Genomic DNA, 18,381 nt, shown 5'->3' on the forward strand with positions numbered 1-18,381 from the left:
CCCTAGTGATGAGTACCGCTGTGGTTGCCGTAGTGACTGACCAGCATCCCCGCCAGCATCAAACCACAGCCAATTAATTCCGTGGTATTGAGCATTTCATTGAGGAATAGCCAGCCCGCCGCCAGAGCGAAAACTGCCTCCAGGCTCATAATTACAGTGGCGTGGGAAGGCGCGGCGTAGCGTTGGGCCAGGAGCTGGAAAGTAAATGCCAGTGCCGTGGAGAAAATCATCATGTAGGCGATAGGCCAAGCCGCATCGATCGCCGATTGCAGTGTCGCCTCCTCGGTAAATAGCGAAGCTACGGCGGACAAAAAGCCACACACCAGGAACTGGATACAGGCGAGTCGCAAAGCGTCGTAGCGTTTTACCAATCGATCTGCCGTCAATACCTGGATAGCAAAAACAAAGGCACTGGCAAATACCATTAAGTCGCCCACCAGCTGGGATTCTTCACTGAAGTCTGCCAACCAATAGAGACCGAACAAAGCAAGGCCAATTCCCATCCAGGTCCAGCGGTTGGTTTTATGCCCCAGGGACAAACCGATCACCGGCACCAGCAGTAAATAAAAACCGGTAATAAATCCAGCGCGACCGGCAGTGGTATAAAGCAGGCTCACCTGCTGCAGCGCTGCACCGAGAAACAGCCAAAAACCCAACAGTGCACCACCGGGCAGGCAGGCGCGCCAGGTGTGATTCACCGATTGCCCCTCGGCTTCACCGGGCTGGGCATCGCGACGGGAGGACAACCAGTAAACGATGGGGATCAGGATTAAACCACCGAGAATAAAACGCCATGCGTTAAATGCCAGCGGCTCAATATCCGCCATGGCAATCTTTTGCGGCACAAAGGCAACGCCCCAGAAGAGAGCGGCTAATAACAGTAGGACTTCGGCCTGGACTTGTTTGCGTTTCACTACTTTTTACTTCCAAACAACTTGGGAGCTGTTGCAAAAAACTCCATGTTTTTCCCAACAGCCAAATACAAAGTGCACCCTATACCGCTTCTAACAGGCTCACCATTAATTGCAGGGATTCCCGCCCGCGAAATTCATTAACATCGAGCTTAAAAGCCAAGCGCACTCTTTCCGTGGGCTGCGGCCACTGCTCGGAGTCCACATTAAAAGCAATAGCATCCAGCTCTAATTGCGGCGCCTGGGGCGGCGCCACCACCATTTTTAAATGGCGCTCGCCGACAATGCGCTGTTGCAGCAACAGGAATTCACCGTCGAATACCGGCTCTGGAAACGCCTGTCCCCAGGGCGCGCAAGCACGCAACATGGCTGCCGTGTGCAAAGTGTAATCCCCAGATTCCAACTCACCATCAGAGTCGATAACCGCGTGCAGCTGGTTTTCATTCAGGCGGTTGCGCACCACCTGCTCAAAAGCCTTGCGGAAAGCCTCCAGGTTTTCCTGGGGTAAGCTCAGCCCCGCCGCCATAGCGTGGCCACCGAACTTGCTGATCAGGTCCGGATGAGAGGCGGCTACGTCACTCAGGGCATCGCGAATATGCAGCCCGGGAATCGAACGCGCAGAGCCCTTCACCAGGCCATTATCACCCTCAGCAAATGCGATCACCGGGCGGTGGAACTTCTCTTTGATGCGGCTGGCCAAAATACCCACCACACCTTGATGCCAGTTGGCATCGTACAGACACAAACTCCAGGGAATTTCGCCCTCCAGGCGCAACTCATCCAGGGCCGCCATTGCTTCCCGCTGCATCCCCTGCTCGATCGCTTTGCGATCCCGGTTCAGGGCGTCCAGCTCGCCGGCCAGCTCCCGCGCTTCACTGGGATCGCGGGTGAGCAGGCAGCGGATACCGGTGCCGATATCGTCGAGACGGCCAGCCGCATTAATACGCGGCCCCAAAATAAAACCAATATCTGTGGTGGAGAGCCTGCGCTGATCGCGCCCGGCAACCTCCATCAGGGCGGCAATTCCGGGCCGGCAGCGGCCGGCGCGGATACGGGCGATGCCCTGGTGAACCAGAATCCGGTTGTTGTGATCCAGTGGGACCAGGTCGGCCACAGTACCCAAGGCGACCAAATCCAGGTATTCGGCCATATTGGGCGGGGCGATACCGCTCTGCTCAAACCACCCACTCTGCTGCAGGGCCGTGCGCAAACGGCTGAGCAGATAAAAGATCACCCCCACTCCGGCGAGGTTCTTGCTGGGAAAGCCACAGTCCGGCTGGTTCGGGTTTACGATGGCATCCGCCTGCGGCAGCTCACTGCCGGGCAGGTGGTGATCCGTCACAATCACTTTCATACCAGCAGCTTTTGCCGCTGCCACGCCCTCGATACTGCTGATACCGTTATCTACGGTGATCAGCAGATCGGGCTGATAATCTTTGGCTACCTCGACAATTTCTGGAGTCAGCCCGTAGCCAAAGTCAAAGCGATTCGGCACCAGGTACTCAACCCCCGGCGCGCCCATTGCACCCAGGGCCAACACCCCCAAGGTGCTACTGGTGGCTCCATCCGCATCGAAATCCCCCACGATAAGGATTTTCTTCTGCCCGTGGATAGCCTCCACCAGCAAAGCAACGGCAGCCTCCAGCCCGCGCATACTCTGCGGGCTCTGTAATTGAGAGAGACTGTGATCCAGCGCTTCTTCGCTGACAATCCCCCGCCCCAACAGGACACGTTGCAATATTTTTGGTGTTTCAGAAGCAAAACGGCCAGTAGACAAATCCACTGGCCGTCGCTGAATTTTTGTACTCAATGTATTTCTCAGCAAACAAATAGCTAATCGGTTGCCGCTTATTGCACGACAGTGTGCCGATTAACTGCCTTCTGACAGCATCGTCGCCATATAGTCGTGTACTTGGGACAAGTTATTGGGCAATACCTTGAAGCGCTCCTCCCGCTGCCAGAGATCCTGCATATGACTCGGCAGGGGAATCTCTTTTTCTGGCAGGGCCTGGGCCACGGCATCGGGGAATTTTGCCGGGTGTGCGGTAGATAAGCAAACCATGGGCTGTTCGGTGGAGTGACGTACCTGTCGTGCGGCTTCAACCCCGATAGCTGTATGCGGATCGAGCAGATATTCGCAGGAGCTGAAGGTCTCGCCAATCACTTCAACCGTGCGCTTGTCATCCACCCGGCTGGAGGAGAAAACTTCTCTCGCTTTGCCCAGGGCCGATTCACTCAAATGCATGGGTTGGCTGCGATCCGCGAGCAATTCAGCAACCGTCGCACCATCGCGACCGTAGAGGTCAAACAGCAATCGCTCAAAGTTACTCGACACCATAATATCCATACTGGGAGACAAGCTGTGCACCAGTGGTTTGGGAGTGTGGTCATTGCCGCTGATGCAACGATGCAGAATATCGTTGGCATTGGTCGCAATTACCAATTGGTCGATAGGCAAACCCATCTGCCTCGCCAGGTAACCGGCAAAAATATCGCCAAAATTACCGGTGGGTACGGAGAAATTAACGGTTTTATCCGGCGCCCCCAGGCGCAGGGCGGCATAAAAGTAGTAGACGATCTGCGCCATAATCCGCGCCCAGTTAATGGAATTAACCGCTACCAGGCGGCGTCCATCGGGCAGGAATGATTGATCGGCAAAACTCGCTTTCACCATATTCTGGCAATCGTCGAAATTACCTTCGAGAGCGATATTAAATACGTTGTCCGACTGCACTGTGGTCATCTGGCGTCGCTGGACTTCAGACACACGGTTATGGGGGTGCAGAATAAAAATATCGATATTGTCGCAGTGGCGGCAACCTTCGATCGCGGCCGAACCGGTATCCCCAGAAGTTGCCCCCATAACCACCACTCTTTCACCGCGCTTTTTCAGCAGGTGATCAAAGAGTTGACCGAGGAACTGCAAGGCAAAATCTTTAAATGCCAGGGTGGGCCCGTGAAACAACTCGAGCACCCACTCATTGGTGTCCGTCTGCACCAGCGGGGCAATAGCTTTGTGGCGGAAGTGCTTATAGGAACGCCCGATGATACCGCTCAGCTCTTCATCACTGAGATCATCCCCCACAAACGGCTGGATAATGCGAAAGGCCAGCTGCTCGTAATCGAGCCCCGCCATAGAGGCAATTTCCTCACGAGAAAACTTCGGCAAAGTCTCGGGAACATAGAGACCTCCATCGCTGGCAAGGCCTGTTAGTACAGTATCGGCGAAGGAGAGAGACGGCGCGCTGCCGCGTGTGCTGACAAATTTCACAGTATTTCTTGGCTCTTATCGCTGGCTGGGGAGTTTATTGATTGGGGCACCGAGCCCGGGGTTATGTCACTCGGCGCCCGCAGGGTTTATCCGAGGCTCTCAACACGAATCCTGACGACTTCACCTTCGACCGTTTCCAAAGCCTCTATTTGTGCAACCGCTTCGCGGAGGCTGGCTTCATCGGCTCGACTGGTCAAAATCACCACCGGGACAAGTGCCTCACCTTCAACCGGTTCGTGCTGGATCAGAGCCTCGATGCTGATGCCCTGATCACTACAAATGGTGGCTACCTGAGACATAACACCAGGCTTGTCGTGGGCTGCGATACGCAGGTAATAACTGGTAATAACATCTTCTTCTGGCAATACCTGGGTTCCCCCTTGATCCGCAAGGGCGACACCCGCTGCCGGCACTCTGTGCTCCGGCTTGGCCTCAAGAGTGCGGGCCACATCAACAAGATCGGCGATCACTGCCGATGCCGTGGCTTCATCGCCCGCACCAGCGCCGTAATACAGGGTTGGTCCCACAGCATCGCCGCTGACCAGCACCGCATTCATAACGCCGTTTACGTTGGCGATCAAGCGGCGCTGGGGAATTAAGGTCGGGTGCACCCGCAACTCCACACCCTTGTCGGTGCGACGCGCAATCCCCAGGTGCTTGATACGGTATCCCAGCTCATCTGCGTAGCGAATATCTTCACTACAGATCCGGCTGATGCCTTCGGTGTACACTTTGTCAAAAGCAAGCGGCATAGCAAATGCCAGGGAAGCCATGATCACCAGCTTGTGAGCAGCATCGATACCTTCCACATCAAAAGTGGGGTCCGCTTCCGCATACCCTAAAGCTTGGGCCTGGGCCAGAGCTTCATCGAAACTCCGCCCTTTTTCCCGCATCTCAGTGAGGATGTAATTGCCGGTGCCATTAATAATTCCGGCGAGCCACTGCACCTGGTTGCCCACCAATCCTTCGCGCAGGGATTTAATAATCGGAATACCGCCAGCTACCGCCGCCTCATAGGCAATGGTGACATTGTGCTTTGCGGCCAGCTCAAACAGCTCGTTGCCGTGTTCGGCAATCAGCGCCTTATTGGCGGTGACAACATGCTTGCCATTTTCAATCGCTGTGCGCACCAGCTCCTTGGCTACCGTAGTGCCACCGATAAGCTCCACCAAAATATCCACGTTGGGATTATTGGCGACATCGAAAATATCCCGGGTAACGTTTATCTGGCTGGTATCACAGTGTGCGTTATCGCGGCGCGCGCCTATTTGCTCAATGACCAGGGCGCGACCACAACGGACTGCAATTTCCCGCCCATTGCGCGCCAATACATTCACCGTTCCACTGCCGACAGTACCCAGGCCACAGATACCGATCCGCACGGCACGGGGTGCCTTTTTTACAACCACCTGAGCCTCCGCCTCCGCAGTCTCTTCCACTGTTGCGCTCACAATGTTCCTCCGCGCAACTATAGGGGCAGCGAACCAGACCGGGATCTATCCCCGATTACATAGAAAGTGCCACCACAGGAAGCCGCGCAATAAATGCAAATAAAATTGACAAAAGATCATCAACCTTACCGAGCGGAACGTAAAAAAGTCAATATAATTGCGCCATAAAGGCACCGCTTCCGGCTAGAGTAGAGTCGAAACTTCTGTCACCCAAAATCACCTCTTGAAACCAACAGCGTCCTCAGTAGATGCTATAGAAGCATCTACTAGCATCAGGTAACAGCAACCTGCGAAATTGCATCCACCGCGCCTTTGCACAAAATAGGGGCGTACTGAATCCGGACTCAGATAGTGGTCGAGTAATGAAGAAAACCCTAATCCTTTATACAGGCGGAACCCTGGGAATGCGCCGAAGCGAATCGGGCTATGTGCCTGACGCCGACCTGGAAGGCGCACTGGGCCGCCTCTTACAAGATGTTATCGGCCAGCTTCCACAATACGATTTCCAGGCACTCGACCCACTGCTGGATAGCGCCAATATGCGACCAAAGGACTGGTATCACATTGCCAGCCTGATACGCGACAACTATAGCCAGTACTCAGGCTTTTTGGTGCTGCACGGCACCGACACCATGGCCTACACCGCCTCAGCACTGTCCTTTGCCCTGCAAGGCATTGAAAAGCCCGTGGTCGTCACCGGCTCCCAGATCCCCTTGCGGGAGATGCGCAGCGACGCCTATAACAACTTAATTGCGGCGCTACTATTAAGCGGCTCCGACGATATCAGGGAGGTTTGCCTCTACTTCAACGGCAAACTTCTACGCGGCAACCGTGCAGTAAAGGTCAGTTCTGGCTCACTGGATGCTTTTAGCAGCCCCAATTACCCCTGCCTCGGGGAAGTGGGTATCCAGGTCAATATCGACCACAACGCCCTGCTGGTGCCCACCGGTGAACCGCAGTTTCAGATTCCCGCCGATGCCAATGGCGGAGTGATTTTACTGAAACTATTCCCCGGTATATCTCCCTCACTGATTGAGAAAATTTTAGAGAGCCGCCCCGAGGGCCTGATTATTGAAACATACGGCACCGGCAATGCGCCGACTGACGACAGCGCATTTACCGAGCAGCTTGAGAAGGCTTCAAAGCTCGGCACTATTTGTGTAGCAGTGTCCCAGTGTTTGGAACACCAGGTGGATCTCGGGAAATACGCTGCGGGCTCCGCACTGCTTGATGCCGGTGTTATAGGTGGTCTGGATATGACCAGCGAAGCCTGTTTTGTAAAGCTCAACCATCTGTTGGCAATGGGCTATTCCGATACGGAAATTAAAACCCTATTACAGCGCCCGTTGTGCGGTGAGTGCAACCACCCCAACTGATAGAAACTGGAACTATTGGCGAAGCCATATGGCTTCGCCTTTTAAAAGGGACCGAGTGATTAACAGGGATTGAAGGGATAACCTCTATCCAGAAGCAAAATACCGATGAGCAACGATTTTTCGCAAAACCTCCGCCTTCTGTGCAGCTTCTACCCATCCATAGCCGAGGTGTGCCGGCGAATTGGGGTGAATCGTGCCCAGTTCAATAAATATCTCAACGGTAACACTCAACCCTCCCAGTATACCCTGGGAAAGATATGTCATTTTTTTGGCGTAGAGCCCCATGAAATCGTGATGCCCCACGAGCAATTCCGCCAAATTGTTCGCGTGCGCAATGTACCTTCTTCCGACAGTCTCCCAGCCAGGCCCTACAATCGCGATATTGATATCCTGATGCGGGAATCCCTGGGACGAGCCGATAAATATTTGGGTTTCTATTTTGAATATCACTATTCTATGACCTTTTCCGACCATATTATTCGCAGCCTGCTGCATATTGAGTCGGATGGTGATGGATATTACTTTCAGCGCTTTGAGCGTATGCGATACCCGGATAGGGATGAGTGGTATAAATCCCGCTATAAAGGCATGCTGCTCTTTCTTGCCGATCGTATTTTTTTGGTCGGCTATGAGTCGTTGACTCACAATGAAATCGCACAAACTATTTTATACCCTACCTATAAAAGCCGGGTCAGCTATCTATCCGGATTAAAACTGGGAGCATCCGCCAGTGACAGGCGTGAGCCCGTCTGCACAAAAGTGGTTCTCGAATCTCTCGGTCGCAACATCAGCATTAAAAACGCACTGAAATTATGTGGTGTTTTTGGTCCAGAGTCCGAAGAGATAAACAAAAATATTCGCGAGAATATTCGCGCAACCTCTACAGAGGGGCCGCAGAGTTTCTTTGCGACACCACTCTAAAAATACTTCCCAATTAATTACTAAATTACCCCAACACGAGGCTTGCGGGAGGTGGGGATATTACCGCACCCCACACAGGCCCATACGATGAAGAGAAGAGAAACTGATGACTAACGATTTCCACACACTCAAACCAATGCCGGTTTTTAGTGCAGGTGCAGAAACCCGCTTGGAGAAAGATTTATTGGGTGAGCGCGAAGTACCTGCCGATGTCTATTTTGGCATTCAAACTTTGCGCGCTTTGGAAAATTTCCAGATTACCGGAATTACCCTGAACCACTTCCCCAATCTGGTAAAAGCACTGGCGATGGTTAAAAAAGCTGCGGCCAGCGCCAATGGACAGCTCGGCTACCTGGAGCCCAAAGTGCAGGGTGCCATTGCCACCGCCTGTGACGAGATTATCGATGGCAAACTGCACGATCAATTTTTGGTAGATATGATTCAGGGCGGCGCTGGCACTTCTACCAATATGAATGCCAATGAGGTGATTGCCAACCGCGCACTGGAATTACTCGGTCACAACAAAGCCGAGTACAAAAAAGTCCACCCCAACAACCATGTAAACCTGTCGCAATCTACCAATGATGTTTATCCAACCTCGATAAACCTGGCCATTCTGCTCAGCTACAGCGACCTGGTTCAGTCCATGGAGAGCTTGTGCGTTGAGTTCGACAAGAAGGCCAAAGAGTTTGCCTCAGTAATTAAAATGGGGCGCACCCAGCTGCAAGATGCCGTACCCATGACCCTGGGCCAGGAGTTTGCCGCTTTCGCCGCTACTGTGCGCGAAGATGTCGACAGAGTGAAGGAGCTGGTCGCTCTATTCAAAGAGATCAATATGGGTGGTACCGCGATCGGCACCGGCATTAATACCGACCCGGAATATCGTCAGCTGGTTGTTAACGCGCTGTCAGAAATTTCCGGCATCGATTTTGTCTGCGCAGAAAACCTGGTGGAAGCCACTTCCGACATGGGCGCCTTCGTGATGTTCTCCGGCGTAATGAAACGCATCGCCGTTAAGATCTCGAAAATTTGCAGCGATTTACGCCTGATTTCCAGCGGCCCTCGCGCTGGCCTCAATGAAATTAACCTGCCGCCGATGCAACCCGGCTCATCCATTATGCCCGGCAAGGTCAATCCGGTTATTCCCGAAGTAGTTAACCAGGTTGCCTACCAGGTGATCGGCAACGACCTCACGATTACCCTGGCTGCTGAATCCGGTCAGTTGCAGCTCAATGTAATGGAGCCAGTGATCGCCTTTAACCTGCTACAGTCCATGCGCCTGATGACCCAAGCCATGACCACGCTTGCGGAGCGCTGTGTGAGCGGCATCACTGCCAACGAAGAGCACTGCCTGCAACTGGTTGAGAACAGCATCGGCCTGATTACTGCGGTAAACCCGTTTATTGGCTATGAAAATGCCACCCGCATCGCCAAGCAGGCACTGATCACTGGTGCCAGTGTGAAGCAGTTAATTCTTGATGAGGGGTTACTGAGTGAGGAGGAACTGAACGATATCCTCGCGCCGGAGAATATGACCCAGCCGAGAAAAGTAGAAATTAAAAACCCTGCTTAAAAACAAAAACCGGCGGCCTCTCGGCTGCCGGTTTTTTTAGCTATCAGCCGGGCTTAAATTCCCAGCTCTTTAAGCAGGCGATCCGGTGGCAGATAACCGGGAACAACCCGACCATCTTCCATCACGATAGTCGGCGTACCGCGCACATCGATAGCCTCGTTGCCCAACTTGTATTGAGCTGCAACCGGGTTTGTCTTACAGACATCCAATGGCACATTTTCACGGTTCTTAAGTGCAGTCAGCGTCTTGTTGCTGTCTTCCGCACACCATGCAGTTGCCAGCTTGCGATATCCCAGGGAATTCAGGCCACCTCGCGGGAATGCCAGGTAGCGTACTTCGATTCCGCGCTTGTTCAGCTCAGGCACATCCTGGTGCAGCTTGCGGCAGTAACCGCAGTCCACATCGGTAAATACATAAACACTTGCCTTGGTTTCACCTTTCGGCGAGAAGACAATCATATCCTCAGTATCCAGGGCACCCATCACCTCAGCGCGGCGTGTCGCCCTACGCTGTTCGGAAAGGTTGGCAACACCGCCAGCCTTCACCTGGTAGAGATCGCCGTAAACAAAGTGATTGCCATCAGCAGAGACGAACAGGGTCGTGTTGCCGTCATCGACATCCACTTCGTAAAGCCCCTCGATTGGGCTCTCCCGCACCTCTCCATAGGTTGCTTTGGGATTACTCGCCTCAAGGCGTGTCTTGATGGTTTTAACAACGTTGGTATCGACTTCTGCCAACGCTGCAGAGCCCACCAGACTGAGTAGCGCGCCAGCGATTGCCAGCGGCTTCTTGATAAGCGTCATTACCAATTGCTCCTTAAATTCTCATTGGGCTTCGACTTAATCATCGGCCTTCAGTTCCAGCCAGTATGGCAGCTCTTTGCCGCTGCGAACCTATTTGGCACGTTTTAACATATCCAGTCACCTTGGACTACGCAAAACACCGCAAGACGTGAGCGCTTTAGCGAAACTGACTGCATCCCCGCGCCACGGCAAGCCCGTGTCCATTTATGTCAGTTAAGGCAAGCTGACCCAATCTGGGACACCAAATAAGCTGCTCGTAACCCACATACAAAAAAGGCCGAAGCGTACGCTTCGGCCTTTTTCTGCGATCAAGGAGAGCTTAGTTGAGCTTCTCTTTGATACGTGCAGCTTTACCAGTCAGGCTGCGGAGGTAGTACAGCTTGGCCTGACGCACGTCACCGCGACGCTTAACCTTGATGCTGTCAACCAGCGGGCTGTGAGTCTGGAAAGTACGCTCAACGCCAACACCGTGGGAAATTTTACGCACAGTGAAGGAGGAGTTCAGACCACGGTTGCGCTTACCGATAACCACGCCTTCGAACGCCTGCAGACGCTCGCGGTTGCCCTCTTTTACTTTTACCTGAACGATTACAGTGTCGCCCGGTGCGAAGGGAGGTACTTCGCTCTTCAGCTGTTCCTGCTCCAGCTGCTGGATAATTTTGTTAGTCATTTGGATCGCTCCCAAATACAGATTGTGTAGCTTCTCAGCTAGTTCACCGAACTACTCGCGCCTCCCGGCGAATTCGGCCTCAATTTTCTTCGAGCTTCTGTTCCCGCTGGATCTCATCCAGCAACAACTTCTGCTCATCGCTCAGCTCCAACCCTTGCAATAAGTCCGGGCGTCGCTGTTGCGTGCGCGCCAATGCCTGTTTCAGGCGCCAGCGGCGTATTCTTTCATGGTTGCCGGAAAGCAAAACTTCCGGTACCGCTACTCCCCGATATTGTTCCGGTCGGGTGTAGTGTGGGCAGTCCAGCAGGCCAGAGGAGAAAGAGTCCTCAACCGCCGATTGGTTGTGTCCAAGTGCGCCGGGAATCAAGCGGGTAATAGCATCCACCATCACCATAGCAGCCAGTTCGCCACCGCTGAGGACATAGTCACCAATGGACCACTCCTCGTCGATCATAGATTCGACGATACGCTCATCCACACCTTCGTAGCGCCCCGCCAACAACACCAGGTTGCCAGCTGCAGACAGCTGCTCCACTCCACCCTGATCGAGCTGTCGACCCTGGGGAGACATGTAGATACTGCGTACAGATTCACCGTCTTCACCAGCCCAAGCTCGAGCAGCCTCGAGAGCCTGGTAAAGGGGCTCAGCTAACATCACCATTCCCGGTCCACCGCCGTAAGGGCGATCGTCCACAGTCCGGTGCCTGTCACTGGTAAAGTCCCGAGGATTCCAACAGCGAACTTCTAAAAGGCCATCTTTCACAGCCCGTCCACTGACGCCATACTCGGTCAATGCGGCAAACATCTCCGGAAAAATGCTTACCAGAGCGATTCGTTTTGCCATCGCTCCTACGCCTTAAAAAGCCGGGTCCCAGTCGACGGTTATGACACCGACTTCCAGGTCAATATTGGTAATAAACTGATCCGGCAGATAGGGAATCAAGCGCTCGCGCTTATCCGCTCCACCGCGCACCACCATTACATCGTTGGCGCCAGTTTCCATCATGCGAGCGACGGTACCAAAGTCATGATCTTCGCCATCGAAATGGCTGACAACCTTTAACCCTTCGAGCTGGTGCCAGTAATACTCACCATGCTCAAGCTCAGGCATCAGTTCACGAGCTACAGCAATATCGCGCTGGCAAAGCCGAGCCGCCAAATCGCGGTCATCAATGCCTTTCACATGTACAATCAAGCCCTTGCCGTGACGCTTGCCAGCGTCAATTTCGAGAGCTTCCCAACCTTTCGGCCCCTGCAAGCGCCAATTAGGGAACTGCAGGATGTTGTCCATCGGCTCGGTATAGGAGTGAACCTTGACCCAGCCGCGCACACCATAAACGGTAGTAACGCGCCCAACCGTGACCAACTCTTCGGAAGGTTTTCCGTTATCTGTCACAGGAGCACCACTTACGCGCAAATTAAGCAGATTCTTTCAGAAGCTTGCCGACGCGGTCAGAAACCTGTGCGCCACGACCCAGCCAGAAATCAACACGCTCGCGATCAACACGCAGACGCTCTTCCTGACCACGGGCAACCGGGTTGAAGAAACCAACACGCTCAATAAAACGACCGTCGCGAGATTTGCGGCTGTCGGTAACGGTCAGATGATAAAACGGGCGCTTTTTAGCACCACCACGGGCCAAACGAATGGTTACCATGTAACTTTCCTATAGGTTCAACACTAGGCAACCGCACTAAGCAGTCACCACAACAACTTTTTACCGGCAGCAGGGCCGGCAGAAAGGCGGCGTATTCTAATGTACCACCCCAGATTTGTATAGGGTCGCCAAGCCGCTCGGAGAACCGCAGCTCTCTACTTCTTTTTAAGGCCCGGTGGCAGGCCTCCTGGCATACCGCCCATGCCACCCATACCGCCAGGCATACCACCACCCATACCGGGCAGGCCGCCGAGGCCGCGCATCATTTTGCCCATGCCGCCGCCTTTGAGCTTCTTCATCATCTTGCCCATCTGCTTGTGCTGCTTGAGCAGGCGATTCAAGTCCTGCAGCTGGGTGCCGGAACCGGCAACGATGCGGCGCTTGCGCGAACCGTTAAGAAGGTCTGGATTGCGGCGTTCGGCGGGCGTCATAGAGGAAATCAATGCGTCCATACGCTTAAATTCTTTGCCCATATCGGCCTGTTGTGCAGCCTGCGCTACACCGCCCATGCCGGGCATTTTCTCCAACAGGGAGCCAAAGCCACCCATGTTTTGCATTTGCTGCAGCTGATCGCGCAAGTCTTCCAGGTCAAAGCCTTTACCCTTCTGGACCTTCTTAACCAGCTTTTCGGCTTTCTCTTTATCGATCTTCTGCTCTGCTTCTTCAATCAGAGACAGAATGTCGCCCATCCCCAGGATACGAGAGGCGATACGATCCGGGTGGAAGGTTTCCAGGGCGTCGGTCTTTTCACCAACACCGATAAACTTGATTGGCTTACCGGTGACGTGACGCACGGAGAGAGCGGCACCACCACGGGCATCGCCATCGGCCTTAGTGAGAATCACACCGGTCAGCGGCAGTGCATCATTAAAGGCACTTGCGGTATTTACCGCATCCTGACCGATCATTGCATCGATCACGAACAGGGTTTCCGCCGGGTCCAACTCGCTGTGCAGCTCACGGATCTCATCCATCAGCTCGGAATCTACATGCAGTCGACCGGCAGTATCCACAATCAGCACATCGGCAAACTGCTTGCGGGCAGCGTCCATAGCACCCTTGGCAATATCCAGCGGCTTCTGCTCAGCTGTAGAGGGGTAGAACTGTGCCCCCACTTCACCGGCCAGGGTCTCCAGCTGTTTGATAGCGGCGGGGCGGTAGACGTCCGCACTCACCACCATGACTTTTTTCTTTTCACGCTCTTGCAGGTATTTGGCCAGCTTGGCCACACTGGTGGTTTTACCAGCGCCCTGGAGGCCCGCCATCAGGATTACCGCCGGAGGTTGCACGGCGAGGTTGAGAGGCTCTGCAGCCGCACCCATTACCTTAACCAGCTCATCCTGAACAATCTTGACGAACTGCTGGCCCGGGTTGAGAGCCTTGCTAACCTTCTGTCCTACCGCGGCGGTGCGCACTTGCTGAACAAATGCCTTAACCACTGGCAGGGCGACATCCGCCTCCAACAGGGCCTTGCGCACTTCGCGCAAAGTATCGCGGATATTGTCATCCGTAAGGCGCGCTTTACCGGTAACTTTCTTTAAGGCCGCCGATAAGCGGTCACTCAGGTTATCGAACATAAATTCGTCTCGATTTCTCCGTTTACGGACTCAACCCCAGTGCGGAGGGGCGCGAAATTAGGGGGGAGCAAACTGCAACTCCCTCTCTGAGGCGCGGCAGTATAGCCCAGGTCTCGCCACAGCCGAAATATCGCAAGTCTTCCTTGTTTCAACTGGCTATGACACACTCCTGCCCTAACGCAATAATGAAGACACGGATTTACCCATGGCGGCTTTCGCCCACTGGACAGCTATCGCTCTCTACCTGGCCACAACCATAGTTGCAGGTGCGGCTCTGGCCCGAAAACAACAGCCGAATTCCAAGCTGCTTCTCAGCCTTTTGGCGGGTGCACTTGTCACCCACGGAATATCCCTGGGACACGTTCTCTTTTCACCCGAAGGCTATCGCTTTGACCTGCTGGCAATGCTTTCGCTGATATCCTGGGTAGTTAACTTTCTATTATTGATCCTGGCCGTTGGCCGGCCACTTACGCTACTTATTCTTATTTTCGCACCAGTGGGAGCCGCCACTGAATTTGCCGCATCCCATATTTGGGGCACCGTAACGCCACATCAACAGATCTCTGCCGGCATTGCGGTACACGCTCTACTGTCTATTTCTGCCTATTCGCTGCTGACCCTGGCTACCCTGCAGGCGATCTATCTCTATTACCTCAACCAGCAGCTGCACAACCACAGGCCGGTAGGCGCCACCCGTCTTCTTCCACCATTGCAGAGCATGGAATCACTGCTGTTCGGCCTGATCACTTTCGGGCAACTACTGCTCACCGCCTCCCTGCTGACCGGCTTCGTCTTTGTTGGCAATTTGTTTGAAGAGGGGCCAATACACAAAACCATCCTCTCTATGGTCGCCTGGGTTCTTTACACCATACTCCTATGGGGACACTGGAGGTTGGGCTGGAGAGGCAATACCGCTGTGCGTTGGACCTTAAGCGCTTTCGCCGCCCTACTACTTGCCTATTTTGGTAGTAAGCTGGTTATGGAAGTCATTCTCCAGCGCGGGTAATCGAATATACGACTGCAAAGCTTGCGGAGGTCGGCAATATGTTCCAATATCTCCGCCTGGAAATAAAAAGAGTTCTCCCTTGAACGAGATGCCCACGGGCCTGCTATTCGGTTTGCTGGCCCTATTGATACTGATATCCGCCTTCTTCTCCAGCTCCGAAACCAGCATGATGGCGCTTAACCGCTATCGCCTGCGGCACCAAGCCAAAAGCGGGCACCGCGGGGCAAAGCGCGCCACGGAGCTGCTCGCACGCCCGGACAAGCTGATCGGCTCAATTCTGATCGGCAACAATCTCGTTAACGTTCTTGTATCTGTAATCGCCGGCTCGGTATTCGCGCAAATTTACGGAGAAATACTCACCACCATAGTCTTAACTCTTGCCCTGCTGATTTTTGCTGAGGTCACACCAAAGACTATTGCCGCTCTACACCCGGAAAAAATTGCTTTCCCCGCCTCATTTATTTTGCGCCCACTGCAGTGGTTGCTCACCCCCCTGGTGTTGTTGATCGGTGGCATATCCAACGGCCTGGCGCGCATGCTGGGAGTCGAAACAAAAGCGAATAGCGAAGCGGAACACCTGGCCCCCGAAGAACTCCGAACCGTTGTATTCGAATCAGGCGCCCTGCTTCCCAGCAAGCACAAAGGCATGTTGCTCAACGTATTGGACCTGGACCAGGCAACCGTTGAAGACATCATGATCCCTCGCAATGAAGTTATGGGCGTTGACCTGGAAAACAGCGCCGAACAGATCCTACAGCAGCTAGCGGAAAGCTCCTACACTCGCCTCCCGGTATATCGCGGTGACATCAATCGAGTAGTCGGCATACTTCATCTGCGAAAAGCGGCGCAAATACTGCGCGACGGACCCAAGAATTTAACTGCAGAGCGGCTCAACTCCTTCATCGATGAGCCTTACTTCGTACCCGAAGCAACACCGCTCCCTACACTGCTGATGAACTTCCAGAAAACCAAGCGCCGGATGGGGCTGGTAGTTGATGAGTACGGAGAGGTAATGGGTATCGTTACCCTGGAAGATCTGCTGGAGGAAATTGTCGGCGACTTTACCGCGAGCCCAGTACCCAGCGATGACGAGGAGATAGTCGCCATAGAAGATGGCTGGTATATGATCGAGGGCGGCACTTCTATTCGCGATATTAATCGCACCCTGGGCTGGGAGCTGCCCACTGACGGACCGAAAACCTTTAACGGCCTGGCAATGGAACACCTGGAGAGTATTCCTGATGGAAACATCAGCCTGTACATCCTCAATTACCTGGTGGAAATTGAGGAGGTCTCAGACAAGATGATTACCCGGGCCAGAATCAAGCGAATCGACAAGTAACGCTACAAGCGTTTCACTCAACCTCTTCTAGCAAGCGCCTTACCGGTGCAAAGCTGGTGCGGTGTATTGGAGTGGGGCCCTGCAATTGTAAAGCTTCCATATGCGCCTTGGTGGGATACCCTTTATGACCTGCAAGGCCGTAACCGGGATATTCAGAGTCCAGCACCACCATTTCCCTATCACGGGTCACCTTAGCCAAAATAGACGCCGCCCCAATTGCAGCGACACGACCATCTCCCTTTACAACGGTATCGCAAGGGTAAACCCAGTTCGGTTTTTTATTGCCATCCACCAACACAAATTCAGGCTGCACGGATAGCTGCGCAACTGCACGATGCATCGCCAGTAAGCTTGCCTGCAAAATATTTAGCCGGTCAATTTCCTCAACCGTTGCACGAGCGATGGAGTAACTGAGTGCTCGCTCACAAATCTCATCAAATAACTGCTCGCGCTTTTTTTCAGTCAGTTTTTTGGAATCTGCAAGCCCCGCAATTGGCTTGTTAGGGTCGAGAATCACAGCTGCGGCAACTACATCACCAGCCAAGGGGCCGCGCCCTACCTCATCGACACCTGCAATCAAATCACCCTTGAAGGGGCAAACATAGGGGGGCAATTCTGTTTTACTACTCATAACTTATTACCACTCGACAGATTCAGGCTTAGCTTCCAGCAACCCCAGCACTGCATCCGCAGCACGCTCAGAAGCATTTCGCCTTAGCTGCTGATGCATTTCAAAAAACTCACGCTCTAAATGATCTCCAAGTAGCGGATCTTCAAAATACTGCATCACCGCCGCACCAAGATTCTCCGGAATAGCATCATTCTGCAAAATTTCCGGCACCAGTTCTTTCTGAGCTAACAAATTCGGCAGGGAAACCCATGGGGTATGCAGCATTCGCGAGACAATCATCGACGTCAGCCTTCCTAACTTATAGGTAACGACCATGGGTTTTTTGAGCAGCATCGTCTCTAGAGTTGCCGTACCCGATGCGATAAGTACACAGTCTGCCGCAGAGACAGCCCGCCTCGACTGCCCTTCCAGCAAAGTAACAGGTAACTCCGGGTAATCTTTTAACTGCTCTTGAATCTCAACCATTCGCTGCTGATTAGCAGCGGGAATAACAAACTTAATATCCGGGTTACGTTGGTGACACCAGCGCGCAGTTTGTAAAAACAGCGGTCCGAGCATACGAACCTCGCCCCCGCGACTACCGGGCAAAAGTGCAATTACCCGGTCGTCCTTCTCGAAACCCAACGCTTTGCGCTCGCCGGCAATATCAACTTGAAGAGGCATTTCATCGGCAAGGGGGTGGCCGACAAAGGTAACCGGTACCTGGTTTTCTCGATAGAAATTCGCCTCAAATGGAAGCAAAGTCAGCATATGATCAACAGCGCGGGCTATCTTTTTAATCCGCCCCTGTCGCCAGGCCCATACCGAAGGGCTGACATAATGGACAGTGGGAATGCCCTCTGCCTTGAGTGCAGCCTCAAGAGTCAATGTAAAGTCCGGGGAGTCTATACCAATAAATAAATCGGGAGGGCTATCAGTAAAATGGCGACGGAGAGATCTGCGAATTTTCAACAGTTCTGGAAGGCGCTTTAAAGGCTCCACCAGTCCCATTACCGACAATCGCTCCATAGGAAATAAGGTTTCGGCTCCCTGCTCCAGCATTCTCGGGCCGGCAATCCCCTCAAACCGTACATTGGGAAGTCGCGCCTTTAATGCGGCCATCAAACCAGAACCGAGGATATCCCCTGACGCCTCACCGACAACAATACCAATTCGTATCGGCTTATTTTTTTCTGACACGCCTATATCCCT

At 53.5% G+C, this 18,381-nt stretch carries 17 protein-coding genes; 5 read left to right on the top strand and 12 right to left on the bottom strand.

Annotated features, from left to right (window positions below):
• Positions 1-2: 2 nt before the first annotated feature.
• The 4 genes from BTJ40_RS15745 to BTJ40_RS15760 form a co-directional block, all read right to left on the bottom strand.
• A complete protein-coding gene (locus BTJ40_RS15745) occupies positions 3-914 on the bottom strand; it encodes a DMT family transporter (RefSeq protein ID WP_108733988.1) in 912 nt (303 codons plus the stop codon).
• Between the two features lie 79 nt (positions 915-993).
• Positions 994-2,721 carry a single-stranded-DNA-specific exonuclease RecJ gene (recJ, locus tag BTJ40_RS15750; protein WP_108733989.1) on the bottom strand — a complete coding sequence of 576 codons (1,728 nt, stop codon included), beginning with the start codon at positions 2,719-2,721 and terminating at the stop codon, positions 994-996.
• Positions 2,722-2,781: 60 nt separating this feature from the next.
• On the bottom strand, positions 2,782-4,182 hold the full coding sequence (gene thrC / locus BTJ40_RS15755; RefSeq protein ID WP_108733990.1) for a threonine synthase: 1,401 nt from the start codon (positions 4,180-4,182) through the stop codon (positions 2,782-2,784).
• Positions 4,183-4,268: 86 nt separating this feature from the next.
• A complete protein-coding gene (locus BTJ40_RS15760; RefSeq protein WP_238152223.1) occupies positions 4,269-5,591 on the bottom strand; it encodes a homoserine dehydrogenase in 1,323 nt (440 codons plus the stop codon).
• Positions 5,592-5,995: 404 nt separating this feature from the next.
• On the opposite strand from BTJ40_RS15760, the gene BTJ40_RS15765 reads away from it, so the two are divergent.
• From BTJ40_RS15765 to aspA, 3 genes are all read left to right on the top strand, one after another.
• Positions 5,996-7,009 (top strand): asparaginase, encoded by a 1,014-nt coding sequence (locus BTJ40_RS15765; RefSeq protein WP_108733992.1) that lies wholly within the window; start codon positions 5,996-5,998, stop codon positions 7,007-7,009.
• 105 nt (positions 7,010-7,114) lie between these two features.
• On the top strand, positions 7,115-7,930 hold the full coding sequence (locus BTJ40_RS15770; RefSeq protein WP_108733993.1) for a helix-turn-helix transcriptional regulator: 816 nt from the start codon (positions 7,115-7,117) through the stop codon (positions 7,928-7,930).
• Positions 7,931-8,036: 106 nt separating this feature from the next.
• Positions 8,037-9,503, top strand: coding sequence for an aspartate ammonia-lyase (gene aspA / locus BTJ40_RS15775; protein ID WP_108733994.1), 1,467 nt, complete (start codon positions 8,037-8,039; stop codon positions 9,501-9,503).
• 53 nt (positions 9,504-9,556) lie between these two features.
• Here the strand turns inward: aspA and BTJ40_RS15780 are convergent, their stop codons facing one another.
• The 6 genes from BTJ40_RS15780 to ffh form a co-directional block, all read right to left on the bottom strand.
• Positions 9,557-10,306 carry a DsbC family protein gene (locus BTJ40_RS15780; protein ID WP_108733995.1) on the bottom strand — a complete coding sequence of 250 codons (750 nt, stop codon included), beginning with the start codon at positions 10,304-10,306 and terminating at the stop codon, positions 9,557-9,559.
• 319 nt (positions 10,307-10,625) lie between these two features.
• Positions 10,626-10,976 (bottom strand): 50S ribosomal protein L19, encoded by a 351-nt coding sequence (gene rplS / locus BTJ40_RS15785; RefSeq protein WP_108733996.1) that lies wholly within the window; start codon positions 10,974-10,976, stop codon positions 10,626-10,628.
• A gap of 79 nt (positions 10,977-11,055) precedes the next feature.
• Positions 11,056-11,820 carry a tRNA (guanosine(37)-N1)-methyltransferase TrmD gene (gene trmD / locus BTJ40_RS15790; RefSeq protein WP_108733997.1) on the bottom strand — a complete coding sequence of 255 codons (765 nt, stop codon included), beginning with the start codon at positions 11,818-11,820 and terminating at the stop codon, positions 11,056-11,058.
• 12 nt (positions 11,821-11,832) lie between these two features.
• The gene (gene rimM, locus BTJ40_RS15795) at positions 11,833-12,372 is read right to left on the bottom strand and encodes a ribosome maturation factor RimM (RefSeq protein WP_108735295.1); all 540 of its coding nucleotides are present in this window, start codon (positions 12,370-12,372) and stop codon (positions 11,833-11,835) included.
• A gap of 22 nt (positions 12,373-12,394) precedes the next feature.
• Entirely contained in the window at positions 12,395-12,634 is a 240-nt protein-coding gene (gene rpsP / locus BTJ40_RS15800) for a 30S ribosomal protein S16 (RefSeq protein ID WP_108733998.1), read from the bottom strand.
• A gap of 155 nt (positions 12,635-12,789) precedes the next feature.
• Positions 12,790-14,211, bottom strand: coding sequence for a signal recognition particle protein (ffh, locus tag BTJ40_RS15805; RefSeq protein ID WP_108733999.1), 1,422 nt, complete (start codon positions 14,209-14,211; stop codon positions 12,790-12,792).
• Positions 14,212-14,416: 205 nt separating this feature from the next.
• On the opposite strand from ffh, the gene BTJ40_RS15810 reads away from it, so the two are divergent.
• Both BTJ40_RS15810 and BTJ40_RS15815 read left to right on the top strand, forming a co-directional pair.
• Complete coding sequence (locus BTJ40_RS15810) at positions 14,417-15,217, top strand: inner membrane protein YpjD (RefSeq protein WP_108734000.1); 801 nt, start codon at positions 14,417-14,419, stop codon at positions 15,215-15,217.
• A gap of 79 nt (positions 15,218-15,296) precedes the next feature.
• On the top strand, positions 15,297-16,559 hold the full coding sequence (locus BTJ40_RS15815; protein WP_202862817.1) for an HlyC/CorC family transporter: 1,263 nt from the start codon (positions 15,297-15,299) through the stop codon (positions 16,557-16,559).
• Between the two features lie 13 nt (positions 16,560-16,572).
• Here BTJ40_RS15815 and rnhB read toward each other — a convergent pair whose 3' ends face one another.
• Both rnhB and lpxB read right to left on the bottom strand, forming a co-directional pair.
• The gene (gene rnhB, locus BTJ40_RS15820) at positions 16,573-17,190 is read right to left on the bottom strand and encodes a ribonuclease HII (RefSeq protein ID WP_108734002.1); all 618 of its coding nucleotides are present in this window, start codon (positions 17,188-17,190) and stop codon (positions 16,573-16,575) included.
• 6 nt (positions 17,191-17,196) lie between these two features.
• On the bottom strand, positions 17,197-18,369 hold the full coding sequence (lpxB, locus tag BTJ40_RS15825; RefSeq protein WP_108734003.1) for a lipid-A-disaccharide synthase: 1,173 nt from the start codon (positions 18,367-18,369) through the stop codon (positions 17,197-17,199).
• Positions 18,370-18,381 lie beyond the last annotated feature (12 nt).

Origin of the sequence: Microbulbifer sp. A4B17 (assembly GCF_003076275.1) — a bacterium.
Classification (GTDB): Bacteria; Pseudomonadota; Gammaproteobacteria; order Pseudomonadales; family Cellvibrionaceae; genus Microbulbifer.